We start from the raw sequence: 18,715 nt of genomic DNA on the forward strand, positions 1-18,715 counted from the left end.
GTTATTCCTCCTCTTCCTCAAACATTTCTGCCATTTCTTCTGGTGTATACATTTTTTCCGCTTTCGTCGTAAACAATACGCCGTGTAAGTGGTCGATTTCGTGTTGAATGACGCGTGCATCATAGCCGTACGCTTCTAATTTGTAATGTTTGCCATTACGGTCATCGAATTCAACACGTACGCCGTTTGAACGTTCTACATCGCCGAATTGTTCAGGAATGCTTAAGCAACCTTCTAAATCAACGTTCGTATCATCAGAGTATTGCACGATTTCTGGATTGATTAATTCAAGCATTTCTTCTTCATCTTCCGTATCAATGTTTAATAACACGATGCATGCTTGAATTGATTCGTTTACTTGTGGTGCAGCGATGCCGACGCCTTCGCTATCAACCATTGTTTCATACATATCGTCTAACAATTTGTGCAGTTTCGCATCAAATTTTGTAACGGGTTTTGCTTCTGCTAACAATACGTCAGCTGGTTCTGTGACTACTTTTAAAATCGTCATGAAAATCCTCTTTTCTATATCGACGACGGATCAAGATCAACGAATAGCTGAACGCCATCTTTTATCCAGTCCGTGCGGTACATTTTAATTAATTGTTTCAATGCCTCAGTCAAATTAGGCTCTACTTTATATTTTATCAAACATTGATAACGATATCTATTTTGGATTCGCGCAATTGATGCCGGCGTCGGTCCAATTAAGCCAACTTGTGGCGATAAATTTGCTTGAATGAAACGCATCGCTTTATGCGCATAGTCTGCTGCCTTCATCGCATTTTCGTGACTAATTTGAATAAGCACGACGAAAAAGTACGGTGGATAGCTAAAACGACGACGCATTTTCATCTCACGTTCATAAAATGGTTCGTAATGTTGGTCTTTTGCAAGGGCAATCGCATAATGTTCTGGCGTGTACGTTTGAATGACGACTTGTCCAGGTAATTCGTGACGTCCTGCACGTCCACTTACTTGCGTCAGCAATTGGAACGTTCGCTCTGATGCACGGAAATCCGGCAAATTCAGTGACGTATCAGCACTCATGACCCCGACGAGCGTAATGTTCGGGAAATCGAGCCCTTTCGCAATCATTTGCGTGCCGAGTAAAATGTCTGCTTCCCCGCGTCCGAATGCGTCTAAAATTTGCTCATGCGCACCCTTTTGACGCGTCGTATCGACATCCATACGTAACACGCGCGCCTCTGGAAATACTTTATGCAATTCTTCTTCGATTTTTTGCGTTCCTGTACCGAAAAAGCGAATATGTTCACTTTCACAGCTTGGGCACTTTTCAGGCATCGGTTCTTCATAGCCACAATAGTGACATTTCAGCGAATGACTAAATTTATGGTACGTCATCGAAATATCACAGTTTTTACATTGTACGACCGTCCCACAATCACGACAAAGCACGAAAGATGAGAAACCGCGTCGATTTAAAAACAAGACGATTTGCTCATTGCGTGCTAGTCGTTCACGAATACCATCAGCGAGCGCACGTGAAAACATCGAGCGATTACCCGTATGTAGTTCTTCACGCATATCGACGATTTCGACCGTTGGAAGCGCTTGTGTCTTCGCACGTTCTGTCAATGTGAGCAACGTATAACGTCCTTTTTGTGCACGTGCCGATGATTCAAGAGAAGGTGTTGCGCTACCTAAAATAACCGGACAATTGTAAAACTGACTGCGCCAAATTGCGGCATCACGCGCATGATAACGTGGTGTATCTTCTTGCTTATACGTAGACTCATGTTCTTCATCTAAAATGATGAGTCCAACGTTCGTAAACGGTGCAAAGATAGCAGAACGCGCACCGACGACCACGCTCACTTCCCCACGCTGTACTTTGCGCCATTCATCGTATTTTTCACCCATTGATAAGCCGCTATGCATGACCGCTACCGCATCGCCAAAGCGCGCGCGGAATCGTTCAGTCATTTGTGGCGTTAACGAAATTTCTGGTACGAGCACAATTGCTTGTTTACCTTCTTGCATGACGTGTTGAATCGCTTGTAAATACACTTCAGTTTTCCCACTACCGGTAATCCCTTGCAATAAAAACGTTTCAGCACGATGCGCGTCATAAGCCTCATTGATTTTTGCAAGCGCTGTTTGTTGTTCATCTGTGAGCGTCAGTGCCGACGTATGCGCGACGTCTTTCGTAAACGGGTCGCGATACGTTTCTTCATAGATAAACGATGCGGCCCCTTTTTCAACAACTGCTTTCAGTACAGCTTCTGATACATCGATTAACGCACATAGTTCACTCGGCACAAATTGTTCACCTGCATGTTCTGACATCCATTGGACGGCATGCAATTGTTTTTTCGCACGCAAGCCCATTTGTTCCGCAAGATTTTGTAAGAAAAATTTATCGTCATGAATTTTAATTTTACGAACGGTTTTCGTTTTACCTTGTTGTTTCACAACGGTTACAACTTCGACTTGACCGTCGCGTAACGCATGTTTTAATGGCGTTAATAGTCCTTGCTGTTCAAATAACTTGTAGTTCGCTTTTTCACGTTTGCCAAATAGCGCTTGTAAGTCTGGCGTTAATTGCTCGACAGGTACTTTTAATAACACACGCTTTTCATACTTCGCACGCAAAGCATTCGGCAACATTATTTGCAGCGCATCAATTTCATAACATAACGTTTTTTGCGTCAACCACTTCGCCATCTCTAGCATTTCCGCCGTTAACACAGGCGCTAAATCTAGCAGTTCTGCGATATTTTTCAGCTTACCTGCTGGCACATCTGTCGTATCGCTAAAACCGACAATAAAGCCGATCACATTGCGCGGGCCAAACGGAACTTTGACACGACTGCCTGCCTCGACTAAATGTTGTAAACTTTCTGGTACCCCATAATCAAACGGACGGTCTACCGGATAGGCAGAGACGTCAACAATGACTTTTGCGATCATTTGGCAACACCTGAACGTTCGACGATCACGTCTAGCAATTGTTTTGCAAGCGTCGTTTTCGTCATCGATGGGAAACTTTGTTGGAAATCATGACCGTAAAGCGTTACGGTATTTTTGTCTGCACCGAAACCACGGTCTGATTTTGAAACGTCGTTAGCAATAATATAATCTGCATTTTTACGTTGCAGTTTGCCGAGCGCGTACGTTTCAACATCGTTCGTTTCTGCAGCAAATCCGACGAGCAACTGATGTTGTTTTTGTTGGCCGAGTGTCGCTAAAATATCCGGTGTACGCACTAGTTCAATTACTGCATCACCGTCTTGTTTTTTCACTTTTTGTGCCGCAGCATATTTCGGACGATAATCCGCAACTGCTGCCGCTTTAATGACGATTGCTGCCTCGTCGTATTCTTTCATAATGGCTTCTAGCATTTGCTGTGCACTTTCAATTGCTACGACTTTCATGCCGTGTGGATCTGCGAGTGAAACCGGTCCATGCACGAGCGTCACATCTGCGCCTAAATCGCGTGCTGCTTCGGCCATCGCATAGCCCATTTTGCCACTTGAGAAATTTGATAAATAACGGACAGGATCAATTCGCTCTAATGTCGGTCCTGCCGAAACGATCACTTTTTTACCTGCGAGTGGTTTTTGCTGTGGCTCAAAAAACTTACTCATGATTGACACAATTTTTTCAGGTTCTTCTAAACGACCTTTACCGACGTAGCCACATGCTAAATAACCGGCAGACGGCTCGATAAAGCGAATTCCATCTGCATACAATCGGTCGATATTGCGTAGCACCGCTGGATGATCATACATATGAACGTTCATCGCTGGTGCAACCCATACAGGTGCTGTCGTTGCAAGCAGCGTCGTTGTTACCATATCGTCTGCAATACCGTTTGCTAATTTACCGATCACATTGGCAGTTGCTGGTGCAACGAGTACGAGGTCTGCCCAGTCTGCTAAATCGATGTGCGCGATGACGCTTGAATCTTTTTCATCGAACGTATCGTAAAACACGTCATTTTTAGACATTACTTGAAAACTTAATGGATTGACGAACTGACGCGCAGATTCCGTCATGATCACTTTCACAGTAGCGCCTGCTTGTGTCAGTTTACTCACAAGGGCGACCGCTTTATAAACGGCGATACCGCCACATACACATAGTAGAATTTTTTTATTCAGTAGCATACAAATTCCTCCCCAATAAAATAGAAAGCCCCCAAGAACCAACCTGGGAGCTTCTTCGATTCTTCATCGAGTAATGTTGTTGATGGCGAAATTAAACTTCGTCTTCGTATACTTTTGATTCGTCTTGTTTTTCTTTTAATAAAACGCCAGCTGCAACTTCTTCAAGTGCTTTACCTACGTTTTTCACTGATCGATAATCAGAAAGAAGCTCAGGTGAGCCATCTTGCATTGCGCGTGCGCGTTTAGAAGCAAGGCTTACTAAAGAATATTTTGAATCAATTTTTGTTTTTAATACGTCAACTGATGGATAGATCATCGGTTATTTTTCCCCTTTCAACATAGCTAAATATTGTTTTTCTACACGTTCACGACGGCAGTGTTCAGCTAAGATAATAGCGTTGATGCGTTCACATGCAAGCTCTACTTCATCATTTTCAACGACATAATCGTATAGATTCATCATTTCAAGCTCAGCATTTGCAGCAGCAATACGGTTTTGGATGACTTCTTCCGTCTCCGTACCACGACCAACTAGGCGCGCTTGTAATTCTGATAAACTAGGCGGTGCAAGGAAGATAAATAAAGCATGTGGTGCTTTTTCACGAATTTGTGTCGCACCTTGTACTTCGATTTCTAAGAAAACGTCACGACCTGCATCTAACGTTTGGTTTACATAGTCAATAGGTGTGCCATAGTAGTTGCCTACATATTCAGCGTACTCTAATAACTTACCTTCTTCGATTAGTTGTTCAAAGTCTTCTTTTTCTTTAAAGAAGTAATCCACTCCATCTACTTCACCTTCACGCGGCTTACGCGTTGTCATTGAAATAGAGTATTCATAGTTCGTATCCGGTTGTGAGAATAACGCCTTACGGACAGTCCCTTTACCAACACCAGATGGACCAGATAGGACAATTAATAATCCACGTTCTTTTATCATTTGTTCTCCCTCATCGTTCCAAATTAATTATTTTACATGTTCTTCAGTGATTATTCAATATTTTGCACTTGTTCTCTCATTTTTTCAAGAACTGATTTCATTTGCACCACTGCCACAAATGCATCTGACGATTGGTTTTTAGAGCCGATCGTGTTCGTTTCACGATGAATCTCTTGCAGAAGGAAATCCAGCTTACGCCCAATTGATATTTCTTCTGCAAGCGTTTCATCCAATTGTTTTAAATGACTATTTAAGCGATCTAGCTCTTCTGCTATATCGATTTTTTCCGCAAATACCGCAACTTCTGTCAATACGCGTTCGTCGACGATCGCACTTTCTGTCACTTCTTTGATTCGTAATAAAAGCTTATCGCGATATTTCGAAACAGCTTCACCAGATACTTGGCGAATGATTTCGATTTGCGCAATGAGCTCTCGTTTAAAGCCTCGCATGACTTCTTCCAATACAGCACCTTCACGTTCACGCATTAAAATTAGTTGATCTAATGCTTGTGACACGGCTTCTTTCACTGCACGAATAATTTCATCATGTGGCAATTCCTTCGCCTCGACTGTCAGCGCACCGTCTAATGCGAGCAACTCGGACATATCCCATTCCGTTTTCAACGGAACTTGTGCCGCCAGCGACTGACGCGCCTCCTTGTAGGCATTTACAAGTGGCCAATTAATGACCATTGCCTGCTCATGCTGTTGATTTTCATTCACAAAGACAGAGATATCAATCTTACCACGAGAAAGCTTTGATTGAATGAGCTTTTTCGCCGCTAGTTCAGCTTCCATCCACTCTTTTGGAAATCGACTCGCAATTTCTAAAAAGCGATGATTCACCGAACGTATTTCAACCGTTAGTTGAAAATGCTCCGTCTGTGTGACACCCCTACCAAATCCAGTCATGCTACGAACCAAGGTCAGTCACATCCTTCTTTGCATAATAGTATAAGTATAGCATAGCAAAAGTTATTTTTCTTTGTCGATTTTAAAAATTCATCCAATTGATTAAAAGACACATCTTCTCCTTTAAATGTTAAAATAAAAGGACGTTAGAAATGAAAGAGGTTTTCGAATATGGCATATGATGGCTTATTTACTGTCGCAATGACAAAAGAACTGCAACCGCTCGTAACAGGGCGTATCGCACGTGTCCACCAACCGAATTCACAAGAAATCGTTTGTACAATTCGTTCAAATGGACAAAACCAAAAACTACTGTTTTCAATTCACCCATCTTACGCTCGCGTACATATTACAGAGCAAGCAATTGAAAACCCACCTGAACCACCGATGTTTTGTACGTTACTACGTAAACACGTCGAAGGTGGCTTTATCGAATCGATCGAACAAATCGGCGCTGACCGTGTCATCGTATTAACGATTACGGCAACGAACGAAATTGGCGACCGGACGACGCGTAAACTATACGCTGAAATTATGGGACGCCATAGTAATCTCGTGCTCGTCGATGAAAACGAAAAAATCATTGATAGCTTAAAACATTTACCACCAAGCATCAACAGCTATCGTACGGTGATGCCTGGTTTCGAATACGTTGCACCGCCAAAGCAAGATAAAGAAAATCCATTAAACATTTCCATTAATGAATTAGACGGTTTCTTCGGCATACCACGCGATGCGCAAGAAATCGTGCAACACTTTATCGGCTTTAGCCCGCTACATGCGAAAGAATTTGTCCACCGCGTCGCAACAAATGAGCAACCGATGGCAGATGCTTTCCAACCATTTATCGCTGAATTTAAACAAGGTGGTACGACACCAACTTATATTGAAGAAGGCAATAAAGTATTTTTCTCACCAATCGATTTAACACATATCGATGCGAAAAAAATGACGTATCCATCGCTTAGTACATTGCTAGACCGCGTATTTTTCGCACGTGCTGAACGCGACCGCGTGAAACAACAAGCTGGCGACTTAGAACGTTGGATTCATTCAGAACTAAGCAAATTAAAATTAAAACTGAAAAAACTTGATAAAGATTTAAAACGTGCACAAAATTTAGATCAATATCAATTGTACGGCGAACTATTAATGTCGAATTTATACGCATTTGAAAAAGGTCCGAAAGAAGTAACATTGACGAATTATTACACGAATGAGCCTGTAACGATTCCAATTAGCGAACGTAAAACGCCGATTGAAAATGCACAAAGCTACTATGCAAAATATAACAAATATAAAAACGCGCTCATTATGGTGCAAGAACAAATCGACAAAACGACTGCTGACATCGAATATTTCGAAATCGTTATGCAACAAGTCGAACAAGCAGCGCCTGCTGATATCGAAGAAATTCGTGAAGAATTAGCAGAGCAAGGCTATTTAAAAATGAAAAAATCAAAACGTCGTAAAAAATCGACGAAGCCACAACCTGAACAGTACTTGTCTTCAACAGGCACACGTATTTCAGTCGGTAAAAACAATAAACAAAACGACTACTTAACGTTCAAAATTGCACAACGACACGAAATTTGGATGCATACAAAAGATATTCCAGGCTCACACGTCGTTATTCATACCGATACACCAGATGAACCGACAATTCGTGAAGCAGCGAACTTAGCCGCTTACTTCAGTAAAGCGCGTGAATCCGGTTCGGTTCCTGTCGACTATACGCAAGCGAAACATGTGAAAAAACCGAATGGTTCAAAACCAGGTTTTGTCATTTACTTCGAGCAAAAAACGATTTTCATCGACCCAGATGAAGCACAAATTATGAACTTAACGAAACTATAACGCGAAAAACACCCACAACTTGTTCGCCCAAGTCATGGGTGTTTTTTCATAGACAAAGAAATGACGCGACATCTCCCTTTCCCTAAAATCGCCACCATCTCCAATTGTCATTTTTCCCCAAAATCACACGATCAAACATTTAAGAAATACGATTGATTCGTAAAAAACTACCAATAAAAAAGGCGTTGCATCATATCGTGCAACGCCTTTTATCTATTTAATAAGCAAATACGAGTCGATTGCCACTTGGATCTGTCACGACGATTGCGTGCTCTAAATCTTGGAAAGCGACTTGTTGCTTCACATGAAATTTGAAATCATCAAATGCTTCTTTTGATGATAATAAGAAGCGCACCTCTTTTAAACCGCTATGACGGTCGATTGGTCTTGCTGGTTTATCGCCTGACCATGTGTTTCCAGCTACATGGTGGTGATACCCGCCGGCGCCGACGAAAAAGACGTCATCGTACACTTCTTGTTTTTCAAATCCGAGTACTTCGTTGTAAAACGCTAATGTGTCTTCAAATTGGTCCACACGTAAATGCACGTGCCCTACCGTCGTACCAGCTGGCAATTTACCGTCCGTATCAAAGTCTGCTAACGGCGCTAACGCTTTGAAATCTAATGGATTGCTACCACCTGGGTATTGATCCCACTGCTCGCGCGGACGATCCGCATAAATTTCAATGCCGTTCCCTTCAATATCTGATAAGTAAAATGCTTCGCTATATCCATGATCGCTCGCACTGTCTAATTTAGCAATCGGAATAATACGCTCAAAATGCGGAAAGCGATTTTCTTGTTCTAACGGACTGTCTACCGTTTCTTTGTTGCGTAATATGTCAAAAAATTTCGTTGCAAATGCCGCACGATCTGGTAGCAAAAACGCTGTATGAAATAAACCTGTGCTAATCGCTGGTTGCATTTTTTCTGCTACTTTTTGTAGTTCTAATAATACCGGCTCGCCTTCACCTGCTGAAAACGTCGTATATTGTTGTTTTTTCTCTACAATCGATAAGCCAACTACCTTTTCATAAAAAGCAGTTTGACGCTCTAAATCGATCACCTTTATGACGACACGCTCAATCGAAAGGTGATCATCTATATTAAATGTTGTCATCCTAATCCCTCACTCAAATTCCTAGTTAACAACTAAGTTTTATCATATTTTAGCAACTTCTGCAAGTTTTCGTCAAAAAAAGGGATGTACGATTGTACCGCACATCCCTTGTTGAACAATGCTTATTTTAAGTTACCTGCTTTTAAATCTTCATACCAAGTTAATAAGCCTGGGATATCTGACTCTTCAATCGCACCTGTTTCTTTCGCCGCTTCAATTAATGCCTCGAAATTTGACAGGCTGTAGTAAGGTACACCCGCTTTTTCAAAGTTTTCGATTGCTTTCGGTAAAAGATATGAGTAGACAGATACGACGCCTAAAACGTCTGCTCCTTCACGTTTTAACGCTTCAACCGCGTTAATTGATGAACCGCCTGTTGACACGATATCTTCGATGACAACTGTTTTTGCGCCTTCTGCAAATTTACCTTCTGTTTGTTTACCGCGACCGTGATCTTTCGGTTTTGAACGAACGTATACCATCGCAAGGTCTAAAATGTCTGCTACCCATGCTGCATGTGGAATACCTGCTGTTGCTGTACCCGCTACAAGCTCTGTACCTGGGAATTTCTCGTTAATTAAATCAGCTAAACCTTGTGCAATGATTTTACGTACTTTCGGAAATGAAATCGTTAAGCGTGTATCGCAATAAATTGGTGATTTAATGCCTGAAGCCCATGTGAATAAATCGTTCGGGCTTAGTTCTACAGCTCCTACTTCTAACATACCTTTTGCTACTTCGTGTTGAATTGCCATCATTAATCCTCCCATAATTGTGTAACTGTTTGATAAGCGTTGCGTGCATCGTCTGCTTGTGTAATCGCGCGACCGACAACAATTTGCGTTGAGCCTTCTTGACGTGCGACTTGTGGTGTTGCGACACGTTTTTGGTCGTGCGTTTCACCACCTGCTAAACGAATGCCTGGTGTTACTTTTAAAAATGCTTTGCCACATGCTTCTTCAATCATCTTCGCTTCGTGTACCGAACAAACGACACCATCTAAGCCAGCTTGTTTTGCAAGACGTGCAAAATGCGTTACTGAATCTTGGATTGCACCAGGGATTTGTTGCTCGTCGTTCATTTGGGCTTGCGATGTAGATGTAAGCTGTGTGACAGCAATTAATGCTGGACGTTCTTTACCTGCTGGTGTACCTTCTTTTAAGCCTTCTAGCGCGGCTTCCATCATCCGAAGACCACCTGCTGCGTGTACGTTGACCAAATCGATATCAAGCTTCGCTAAGCCTTTCATTGCAGATTTCACGGTATTTGGAATATCGTGCAGTTTTAAGTCTAAGAAAATGTCATGACCCATCGCTTTAATGTCACGAATAATTGACGGTCCATTTTGAAGATACAGCTCCATGCCGACCTTCACAAATAATGACTCATCAAATTGTGACAAGAAAGCTGTCACATCTTCAGGTGTTGGAAAATCTAATGCAATAATTGGCTTTGTGTTCATCGTTATCGATGGCTCCTTCCGATTAAGTCTTGTACGTTCGCTACGCCAAGTTCGTCTAATTTTTGTGGTAATGCGTCGATAATGTTCGGACATACGAACGGTTCTACGAAGTTCGCTGTGCCGACCGCTACTGCTGTCGCACCTGCTGATAAAAAGTCAATAACGTCATCAACATTGGCGACGCCGCCCATTCCGATAATCGGAATGTTGACTGCTTTATACACTTCATATACCATGCGAATCGCTACTGGTTTAATACCAGGACCTGATAAACCACCCGTGCCGTTCGCAATGACTGGTTTACCTGTACGTTGGTCTAAGCGCATACCGACTAATGTATTGATCATCGTAATCGCATCTGCACCACCGCGTTCAACAGCTTTCGCCATATCGACGATGTTCGTTACGTTCGGTGATAATTTGACATATACAGGTACGCTTGACGCCGCTTTGACAGCACGAACGAGTGCTTCTGCAACGTCTGGATCTGTACCGAATTGAATCCCGCCGCATTTTACGTTTGGACATGAAATGTTCAGCTCTAACGCGTAAACGTTCGGTGCTTGGCTAATTTCACGTGCGACTTGTACGTAATCTTCCGTTTCAGAACCGGCGACGTTCGCAATAATCGGCACATCGTATTTCTCTAGCCAAGGCAGTTCATGCGCAAGCACATGTTCTAGCCCTGGATTTTGAAGACCGATGGCATTAAGCATACCGGCCGCTGTTTCAGCAACACGTGGTGTCGGATTGCCACGACGTTGTTCAGCTGTTGTTGCTTTGATCATAATGGCACCTAGCTTTGATAAATCATAAAGCTGTGCATATTCTTGGCCGAAGCCAAAGCAGCCTGACGCTGGCATAATTGGGTTTTTAAGCGTTACGCCTGGTAGCGCTGTTTCTAAGCGGTTCACAGTGTCACGACTCCTTTCGGGAATACTGGGCCATCTGAGCATACTTTTTTGTAGCCGCCATCTGTCGTATCGCAAATGCATGCATAACATGCACCGATACCGCAGCCCATACGTTCTTCGAATGATAAGAAGCCTTTTTCATTCGGGAACGTTTGTTCAATTGCACGTAACATCGGTGTTGGACCGCATGTGTAGAACGTGTTGAATGCTGGTTGTTTGTCGTTAATCAGTGTTGTAACAAAACCTTGATGACCACTCGTGCCATCTTCTGTCACGATATATGTTTCGCCTAATGCGTTAAATTGTTCTTCATAGAACACGTCTTTCGATGAACGGAAGCCTAATACGTGAATCGTTTTGACGCCGCGTTCGTTCAGACGTTTTGATAATTCATGCAATGGAGGAACCCCGATGCCACCGCCAATTAATAGCGCTGTTTCACCAGGTGCTGTTTCCTCGACAGGGAAGCCGTTGCCTAGTGGGCCTAGCACATCGACTTCATCTCCTGCTTTCTTTTTAGAAAGAACGTCCGTACCACGTCCACCAGCACGATATAACATCGTAAACTGTTTGTTGTCGTGATCAATATTTGCAATCGAAATCGGACGACGTAAACTTGGCTCGTAGCTATCTGCTACGCGTAAATGTACGAATTGTCCGGGTTGTTGCATCTGGTCAGTAAGCTGGCCTTCAAGCGTAATCTCGAAAATTTGATCCGCGACTTGCTGTTGGCGCACTACTTTCATTTTTTCTTGTTGAATCATTACATGTGCACCTCTACTTGTGGTTTTGGCATTGGCATTGCTGTAAATGTCATTGACTCGATAACTTTTAAAATCGCATCTGCAGTGTCTAATGATGTTAAGCAAGCAACACCGTTTTCAACTGCTTCACGGCGGATACGGAAACCGTCACGTGCTGGTTGTTGACCTTTTGTTAACGTATTGATGATCAGTTGTGCTTCACCTTTTTGGATAATGTCTAATAACGTTGGACCGTTTGAGCCGATTTTATCAACGACTGTTGATTGAATACCTGCTGCTTCTAACGCTTTCGCTGTACCTGGTGTAGCAAAGATTGAGTAGCCGATTTCAACAAAGCGTTTTGCAAGTGCAGTCGCTTCTGCTTTATCTTTATCTGCTACTGTCATTAATACTGAACCATGGTCTTCAATTTTCGTACCTGCTGCAACGAAACCTTTGTAAAGTGCTTTTTCAAGCGTTTCATCTTTACCCATAACTTCACCAGTTGATTTCATTTCAGGTCCGAGCGTTGTATCAACACGACGTAATTTCGCGAAGCTGAATACTGGTACTTTGACGTAAACACCATCTTGTACTGGTGCTAAGCCTGTTGGATAGCCTTGTTCAACGATTGACGTACCAAGAATCGCTTTTGTTGCTACGTTCGCCATTGGGATGTTCGTAATTTTACTTAAGAACGGTACTGTACGTGATGCACGTGGGTTTACTTCGATCACATATACTTCATCTTGAGAGATGACGTATTGGATGTTCATTAACCCTTTAATGCCTAAGCCTAGTGCTAAACGTGTTGTGTAATCAACTAATGTGTCGATATGTTTTTGTGATAAGTTTTGTGGTGGATATACCGCAATTGAGTCACCTGAGTGAACACCTGCACGTTCGATATGTTCCATAATCCCTGGGATACATACGTTTGTGCCATCGCAAATCGCATCAACTTCGATTTCTTTACCTGTTAAGTAACGGTCGATTAATACTGGGTGTTCTGGAGATGCTTCTACTGCCGTTTCCATGTAGTGTTTAATTTCATCTGTACTGTAGACGATTTGCATCGCGCGTCCGCCAAGTACGTATGATGGACGTACAAGCACTGGGTAACCGATCGATTCAGCAATTTTCACTGCATCTTCTGTGTTTGTTGCTGTTTTACCTAGTGGTTGTGGAATGCCTAGTTCATGTAATGCTTCTTCGAAACGGTCACGAGATTCTGCACGGTCGATTGAGTCTAATGATGTACCTAAAATTTTCACGCCGCGTGCTTCTAATTTATCCGCTAAGTTAATCGCTGTTTGACCACCGAATTGAACGACAACGCCTTTCGGTTGTTCAAGGTCGATAATGTGCATCACATCTTCGATTGTTAGTGGTTCGAAGTATAATTTATCTGAGATTGAGAAGTCAGTTGATACTGTTTCTGGGTTTGAGTTGACAATGATTGCTTCGTAACCAGCTTCTTGGATTGCCCATACTGAGTGTACGGTTGCGTAGTCAAACTCAACACCTTGACCGATACGGATCGGACCAGAACCTAGTACGATGACTGATTCGCGATCTGTTTTAATTGATTCGTTTTCTTCTTCGTATGTGCCGTAGAAGTATGGTGTTTCTGATTCGAATTCAGCTGCACACGTATCAACCATTTTGTACACTGGAATGATGCCGTGTTCTTTACGGAAGTCGTATACTTCATCTGCTTTCATACCCCAAAGTTTTGCGATTGTTTCATCGGCGAAACCGATTTTCTTCGCATAACGTAATGTTTCAACGTCTTTTACGTTGTCGCGTAAAACTTGTTCTTGATCGATGATGTTTTTGAATTTATTTAAGAAGAATAAGTCGATTTTTGACCATTCGTGAATTTCTTCGATTGTCACACCACGACGTAGTGCTTCACCTAAGAAGAATAAACGTTCATCACCCGCTTTTGTCACACGTTTTTTAATCCATTCATCTGAAAGGTCTTCTGCATGTTTCATTTCGATATGTTTATGACCTGTTTCAAGTGAACGAACAGCTTTTAACATCGCTTCTTCGAAGTTACGGCCGATTGCCATGACTTCACCAGTTGCTTTCATTTGTGTACCAAGGTTACGTTTTGCACCTTCGAATTTATCGAATGGCCAACGTGGAATTTTCGCAACGATGTAGTCAAGTGCTGGCTCGAAGCAAGCGTATGTTTTACCTGTTACTGGGTTGATCATTTCATCAAGTGTTAAACCGACTGCGATTTTCGCTGCAAGCTTCGCAATTGGATAACCAGTTGCTTTAGAAGCAAGTGCTGATGAACGAGATACACGTGGGTTTACTTCGATGATGTAGTAGTTAAAGCTATTTGGATCAAGTGCAAGTTGTACGTTACAACCGCCTTCGATACCTAGTGCACGAATGATTTTTAATGATACGTTACGTAGCATATGGTATTCGCGGTCAGATAATGTTTGAGAAGGGGCAACAACGATTGAGTCACCTGTGTGAATGCCGACTGGGTCAACGTTTTCCATGTTACATACAACGATAGCGTTATCTTTAGAGTCACGCATTACTTCGTATTCAATCTCTTTGTAACCAGCGATCGATTTTTCGATTAAACATTGTGTTACAGGAGAGTATTTTAAACCTGATGCAACGATTTCGTGTAAGTCTTGTTCATTTTCACAAATACCGCCGCCTGTACCACCTAGTGTGAATGCAGGGCGTACAATGATTGGATAACCAATTTTCGCAACGAATGCTTCTGCTTCTTCTACTGTGTGAACGATTTCTGATTCTGGTGTTGGTACGTCTAATTCGTACATTAAATTACGGAAAAGATCGCGGTCTTCCGCTTGGTTAATCGCATCTAATTTTGTCCCTAAAATTTCAACGTTTAACTCATCTAAAATACCTGAGTTGTGTAACTCGATTGCCATATTCAGACCAGTTTGACCACCAAGTGTTGGTAAAATCGCATCTGGACGTTCTTTGCGGATAATACGTGATACGAACTCAAGGCTAATTGGCTCGATATATACTTTGTCAGCAATTTGTGTATCTGTCATAATTGTCGCCGGGTTTGAGTTAATTAAGATTACGCGGTAGCCTTCCTCTTTTAATGAAAGGCAGGCTTGTGTACCTGCGTAGTCGAATTCTGCGGCTTGACCGATGACGATCGGACCAGAACCGATTACTAAAATGGATTTGATATCTTGACGTTTAGGCATGTTGTTGTTGCTCCTCTCTAGTATTGTTCATTAACTCAATAAATTCATCGAATAAGTGGTTTGGATCTTCTGGACCTGGAGATGCTTCTGGGTGATATTGAACTGTGAATGCGTTCGCTGTTTTGTGGCGTAGGCCTTCACATGTACCATCGTTTAGTGCGACGTGTGTCACTTCTAAATCTGTATCTTCTAATGAGTCCATATCAACGGCATAACCGTGGTTTTGAGATGTTAATTCTGTACGTCCTGTGCGTAAGTCTTTTACTGGGTGGTTCGCACCGCGGTGACCGAATTTTAATTTAAATGTTTTCGCACCACTTGCAAGTGCAAACAGTTGGTGTCCTAAGCAAATACCGAATAATGGCACTTTTCCGATTAAACCTTTGACAGTTTCAATCGCTTCTGGTACATCGAGTGGATCCCCAGGTCCGTTTGATAACATAATACCGTCTGGGTGATATGCTAATACTTCTTCTGCAGTTGTGTTGTACGGTACAACGACAACGTCACAGTCACGTTTGTTTAATTCGCGCAAGATACCGTGTTTCATCCCAAAGTCCATTAACACGACGCGGTTACCGCGACCTGGAGATGGGTATGCGCTTTTTGTTGATACTTGTTCTACTTGGTTTGTTGGGAATGTTGTGCCTTGTAAGCGCGCGACAACTTCATCAACATTTACGTCTTCGTTTGTTGCTGTTAAGTAACCTTTTACAGAACCTTCGTTACGGATTAAGCGTGTTAGCTTACGTGTATCGATGCCTTCAATACCTGGAATATCCTTCATTTTGAAGTATGCATCTACTGTGCCTTCATTACGGAAGTTTGATGGTGTTTTTGCTAGTTCATGTACGACGAAACCTTTAATCGCTGGTGAAATCGTTTCGAAATCATCGCGGTTCATCCCGTAGTTACCGATTAGTGGATATGTCATCGTTACGATTTGTCCACAGAATGAAGGATCTGATAATGTTTCTTGGTAACCTGTCATCCCTGTTGTGAATACGACTTCACCGTCAGAGCCTTTTTCGCTACCGAATGCTTGTCCTTCAAATACTACCCCTGTTTCTAAAATGAGTTTTCTTGTTGTCATTATGCTTCCTCCCATACAATCTCGCCGTTATAAATCGTTTTTTGTGGCCAGCCGTAAGCTTTCCAACCATTAAACGGTGTATTTTTACCCTTTGATTCAAAGTTTTCTACATCAACTGCTTGTTCGCTTTCTAAGTCGATGAGTACGATGTCTGCTGATTCACCGACATTTAACGTACCGTATGGCAGTTTGAATAATTGTGCCGGTTTAACTGTCATCCAATCGATTAATTGACGCAACGTCCATTTACCAGTTTTTACGAATTGTGTATACAGTAGTGGGAACGCTGTTTCAAAACCGACGATGCCGAATGGCGCGCCGACCATACCACAACATTTTTCTTCATGTGTATGTGGTGCATGGTCCGTTGCGATGCAGTCGATTGTGCCATCTAATAAACCTTCATGTAATGCTTCCCAGTCCTCTTTTGCGCGAAGTGGTGGGTTCATTTTCCAGTTTGCATCATCTGACGGAATGTCCATTTCTTCTAAAATTAAATGGTGTGGACAAACTTCCGCCGTCACGTTGATACCTGCTTTTTTCGCATCGCGTACGGCGCGAACAGATTCCTTCGTCGATACGTGGCATACGTGGTAATGTGCTCCCGCTGCTTCTGCAAGGAGCACGTCGCGTGCGATTTGTACCGATTCACAAATTGATGGAATCCCTGGTAAACCAAGTTGTACGTTACGCGTACCTTCGTGCATGACACCGTCGTAAATAAGTGAATTATCTTCGCAGTGTGCGACAACAGTTACCCCTAACTCTGCCGCATCTTTCATTTGCTCATACATCGTAGAAGCGAGTTGTACGCCAACACCGTCATCTGAGAAAGCGACAGCGCCATTTTCTTTTAATGCTTTCATATTTGTACGTTTGTCGCCTGATTGTGCGACTGTTAGTGAGCCATACGGTAGGACGCGGACTTTTGCGCTCTTTTCAATTAAGCTGTTGATTAATTGTAAGTTTTCGACTGAGTCTGGTACAGGCTTCGTATTTGGCATTGCGCAAATTGTTGTGAAGCCACCTTTTGCGGCTGAAGCTGTACCTGTTTCAATTGTTTCTTTATGTTCAAACCCTGGTTCGCGAAGATGAACGTGGACGTCGACAAAACCTGGTGATGCGATGCAGCCTTTACCGTCGATTGTTTCGTCGGCTGAGCTGTTTACTTTTGATGCAACTTCAGCGATTTTACCGTCATTGTCGATTAAAATTTCCCCTGCTGATAAGTTACCTGCTTCATCTACTAGTTGGATATTCGTAATTAATTTTGTCATTATCCTTTTCTCCCCTTTAAGATTGTTTCAACGATCGCCATGCGAACGAAAACCCCATTGCGCACTTGCTCAAAAATTCTTGAACGCTCGCACTCTACTAAGCTTGAGTCGATTTCAACACCGCGGTTGATTGGCGCTGGGTGCATAATGATCGCCCCTTGCTTCATTTGCTGTTCGCGCTCGACTGTCAAACCGTATTGTGCGTGGTAACCTTCTTTTGTGAATCCATCGTATGCTGCATCGCGCTCATGTTGGACGCGCAGTAGCATGACGACATCACTCATATGTAGTAACTCATCCCAATCGTGATGTGCTTCTGTATACTCTCCCTCCCACTCTGGTGGACAAACGAAATTGACGTTTGCACCTAAGCGACGAAGTGCTGTTGCATTGGACTTTGCAACGCGGCTGTGAGATACATCCCCCACGATTGTAACATTTAATCCTTCAAATTTGCCGAACTCTTTGAAAATTGTGAATAAATCGAGTAAACACTGGGAAGGATGCTGCCCTGCACCGTCTCCCGCATTAATAATGGATACGTTGAGGCCACTTAATAATTCGTCGTAGTAGTTATCTACTTTGTGACGAATGACTACTGCGTCCATGCCGATCATCTCTAACGTTTTCACTGTGTCATACAATGTTTCGCCTTTTAATGTACTTGAAAAGCCTGCGTCGAACGGAATGACCGTTGCACCGACTTTGCGTTCTGCTGTTTCAAAGCTCGTTTTCGTACGCGTACTCGGTTCGAAAAAGAGATTTGCAACTAAATAGTCTTGATCTAGTTGTGATGCTTCTCCCGCTTCAAATGCTTGTGCTCGATTTAAAATTGCGTAGATTTCTTCGTTAGATACTTCTTCAATTGACAGTAAGTTTTTCATTATGTTAGCCTCCAGCTTTATTCTCGCTCTCCGTCGATATGTTAATAAAAAAGCCTCCTTAGTTAATTTAAGGAGGCGGAGGAAAGATATTACAGTTTTTCGTTATAGAAACGTACGCTGTATTTCTCACCCTTCTGTGCCTCTCGGGCAACCT

At 42.6% G+C, this 18,715-nt stretch carries 16 protein-coding genes; 1 reads left to right on the top strand and 15 read right to left on the bottom strand.

Translation table 11 applies throughout. The features are described 5' to 3' along the window. Position 1 precedes the first annotated feature (1 nt). The 6 genes from def to KMHG_RS02250 form a co-directional block, all read right to left on the bottom strand. Positions 2-511, bottom strand: a complete 510-nt coding sequence (gene def, locus KMHG_RS02225) for a peptide deformylase (protein ID WP_010286506.1) — start codon at positions 509-511, stop codon at positions 2-4. Positions 512-525: 14 nt separating this feature from the next. Next, a complete protein-coding gene (gene priA, locus KMHG_RS02230) occupies positions 526-2,934 on the bottom strand; it encodes a primosomal protein N' (protein ID WP_010286507.1) in 2,409 nt (802 codons plus the stop codon). After that, entirely contained in the window at positions 2,931-4,133 is a 1,203-nt protein-coding gene (gene coaBC, locus KMHG_RS02235; protein WP_010286508.1) for a bifunctional phosphopantothenoylcysteine decarboxylase/phosphopantothenate--cysteine ligase CoaBC, read from the bottom strand. Before coaBC ends, priA begins: the two co-directional genes overlap by 4 nt. A gap of 91 nt (positions 4,134-4,224) precedes the next feature. After that, the gene (rpoZ, locus tag KMHG_RS02240; RefSeq protein WP_010286509.1) at positions 4,225-4,449 is read right to left on the bottom strand and encodes a DNA-directed RNA polymerase subunit omega; all 225 of its coding nucleotides are present in this window, start codon (positions 4,447-4,449) and stop codon (positions 4,225-4,227) included. 3 nt (positions 4,450-4,452) lie between these two features. After that, a complete protein-coding gene (gmk, locus tag KMHG_RS02245; protein ID WP_010286510.1) occupies positions 4,453-5,073 on the bottom strand; it encodes a guanylate kinase in 621 nt (206 codons plus the stop codon). Between the two features lie 50 nt (positions 5,074-5,123). After that, entirely contained in the window at positions 5,124-5,999 is an 876-nt protein-coding gene (locus KMHG_RS02250) for a YicC/YloC family endoribonuclease (RefSeq protein WP_010286513.1), read from the bottom strand. Between the two features lie 159 nt (positions 6,000-6,158). Here KMHG_RS02250 and KMHG_RS02255 point away from each other — a divergent pair, with 159 nt between their 5' ends. Then, entirely contained in the window at positions 6,159-7,844 is a 1,686-nt protein-coding gene (locus tag KMHG_RS02255) for an Rqc2 family fibronectin-binding protein (RefSeq protein WP_010286518.1), read from the top strand. A gap of 217 nt (positions 7,845-8,061) precedes the next feature. Here the strand turns inward: KMHG_RS02255 and KMHG_RS02260 are convergent, their stop codons facing one another. The 9 genes from KMHG_RS02260 to KMHG_RS02300 all read right to left on the bottom strand — a co-directional run bounded on the left by KMHG_RS02260 (position 8,062) and on the right by KMHG_RS02300 (position 18,561). Then, positions 8,062-8,964, bottom strand: a complete 903-nt coding sequence (locus tag KMHG_RS02260; RefSeq protein ID WP_010286520.1) for a VOC family protein — start codon at positions 8,962-8,964, stop codon at positions 8,062-8,064. A 122-nt stretch (positions 8,965-9,086) separates the two neighbouring features. Beyond that, positions 9,087-9,719 (bottom strand): orotate phosphoribosyltransferase, encoded by a 633-nt coding sequence (gene pyrE / locus KMHG_RS02265; RefSeq protein ID WP_010286521.1) that lies wholly within the window; start codon positions 9,717-9,719, stop codon positions 9,087-9,089. A 2-nt stretch (positions 9,720-9,721) separates the two neighbouring features. Beyond that, positions 9,722-10,426: an orotidine-5'-phosphate decarboxylase gene (gene pyrF, locus KMHG_RS02270; protein ID WP_010286523.1), complete on the bottom strand. Its 705-nt coding sequence runs from the start codon at positions 10,424-10,426 to the stop codon at positions 9,722-9,724. A gap of 2 nt (positions 10,427-10,428) precedes the next feature. After that, complete coding sequence (locus KMHG_RS02275) at positions 10,429-11,340, bottom strand: dihydroorotate dehydrogenase (RefSeq protein ID WP_010286526.1); 912 nt, start codon at positions 11,338-11,340, stop codon at positions 10,429-10,431. Continuing rightward, a complete protein-coding gene (locus tag KMHG_RS02280) occupies positions 11,337-12,104 on the bottom strand; it encodes a dihydroorotate dehydrogenase electron transfer subunit (protein ID WP_010286527.1) in 768 nt (255 codons plus the stop codon). The genes KMHG_RS02275 and KMHG_RS02280 overlap by 4 nt, the downstream gene beginning before the upstream one ends. After that, a complete protein-coding gene (carB, locus tag KMHG_RS02285) occupies positions 12,104-15,307 on the bottom strand; it encodes a carbamoyl-phosphate synthase large subunit (RefSeq protein ID WP_010286528.1) in 3,204 nt (1,067 codons plus the stop codon). The genes KMHG_RS02280 and carB overlap by 1 nt, the downstream gene beginning before the upstream one ends. Beyond that, entirely contained in the window at positions 15,300-16,400 is a 1,101-nt protein-coding gene (locus tag KMHG_RS02290; RefSeq protein ID WP_010286529.1) for a carbamoyl phosphate synthase small subunit, read from the bottom strand. Before KMHG_RS02290 ends, carB begins: the two co-directional genes overlap by 8 nt. Continuing rightward, on the bottom strand, positions 16,400-17,677 hold the full coding sequence (gene pyrC, locus KMHG_RS02295) for a dihydroorotase (protein ID WP_010286530.1): 1,278 nt from the start codon (positions 17,675-17,677) through the stop codon (positions 16,400-16,402). The genes KMHG_RS02290 and pyrC overlap by 1 nt, the downstream gene beginning before the upstream one ends. Next, on the bottom strand, positions 17,677-18,561 hold the full coding sequence (locus KMHG_RS02300) for an aspartate carbamoyltransferase catalytic subunit (RefSeq protein ID WP_010286534.1): 885 nt from the start codon (positions 18,559-18,561) through the stop codon (positions 17,677-17,679). The genes pyrC and KMHG_RS02300 overlap by 1 nt, the downstream gene beginning before the upstream one ends. Positions 18,562-18,715: the final 154 nt, after the last annotated feature.

This window comes from Kurthia massiliensis (genome assembly GCF_000285555.1).
GTDB lineage: Bacteria > Bacillota > Bacilli > Bacillales_A > Planococcaceae > Kurthia > Kurthia massiliensis.

What these genes read in the sequence shown, in the direction of transcription:
- coaBC (WP_010286508.1), bottom strand. Translation starts at nt 4,133, where the DNA reads ATGCTACTGAATAAAAAAATTCTACTATGTGTATGTGGCGGTATCGCC.
- def (WP_010286506.1), bottom strand. Translation starts at nt 511, where the DNA reads ATGACGATTTTAAAAGTAGTCACAGAACCAGCTGACGTATTGTTAGCA.
- KMHG_RS02300 (WP_010286534.1), bottom strand. Translation starts at nt 18,561, where the DNA reads ATGAAAAACTTACTGTCAATTGAAGAAGTATCTAACGAAGAAATCTAC.
- gmk (WP_010286510.1), bottom strand. Translation starts at nt 5,073, where the DNA reads ATGATAAAAGAACGTGGATTATTAATTGTCCTATCTGGTCCATCTGGT.
- KMHG_RS02255 (WP_010286518.1), top strand. Translation starts at nt 6,159, where the DNA reads ATGGCATATGATGGCTTATTTACTGTCGCAATGACAAAAGAACTGCAA.
- KMHG_RS02290 (WP_010286529.1), bottom strand. Translation starts at nt 16,400, where the DNA reads ATGACAACAAGAAAACTCATTTTAGAAACAGGGGTAGTATTTGAAGGA.
- pyrF (WP_010286523.1), bottom strand. Translation starts at nt 10,426, where the DNA reads ATGAACACAAAGCCAATTATTGCATTAGATTTTCCAACACCTGAAGAT.
- rpoZ (WP_010286509.1), bottom strand. Translation starts at nt 4,449, where the DNA reads ATGATCTATCCATCAGTTGACGTATTAAAAACAAAAATTGATTCAAAA.
- pyrC (WP_010286530.1), bottom strand. Translation starts at nt 17,677, where the DNA reads ATGACAAAATTAATTACGAATATCCAACTAGTAGATGAAGCAGGTAAC.
- priA (WP_010286507.1), bottom strand. Translation starts at nt 2,934, where the DNA reads ATGATCGCAAAAGTCATTGTTGACGTCTCTGCCTATCCGGTAGACCGT.
- pyrE (WP_010286521.1), bottom strand. Translation starts at nt 9,719, where the DNA reads ATGGCAATTCAACACGAAGTAGCAAAAGGTATGTTAGAAGTAGGAGCT.
- carB (WP_010286528.1), bottom strand. Translation starts at nt 15,307, where the DNA reads ATGCCTAAACGTCAAGATATCAAATCCATTTTAGTAATCGGTTCTGGT.
- KMHG_RS02280 (WP_010286527.1), bottom strand. Translation starts at nt 12,104, where the DNA reads ATGATTCAACAAGAAAAAATGAAAGTAGTGCGCCAACAGCAAGTCGCG.
- KMHG_RS02260 (WP_010286520.1), bottom strand. Translation starts at nt 8,964, where the DNA reads ATGACAACATTTAATATAGATGATCACCTTTCGATTGAGCGTGTCGTC.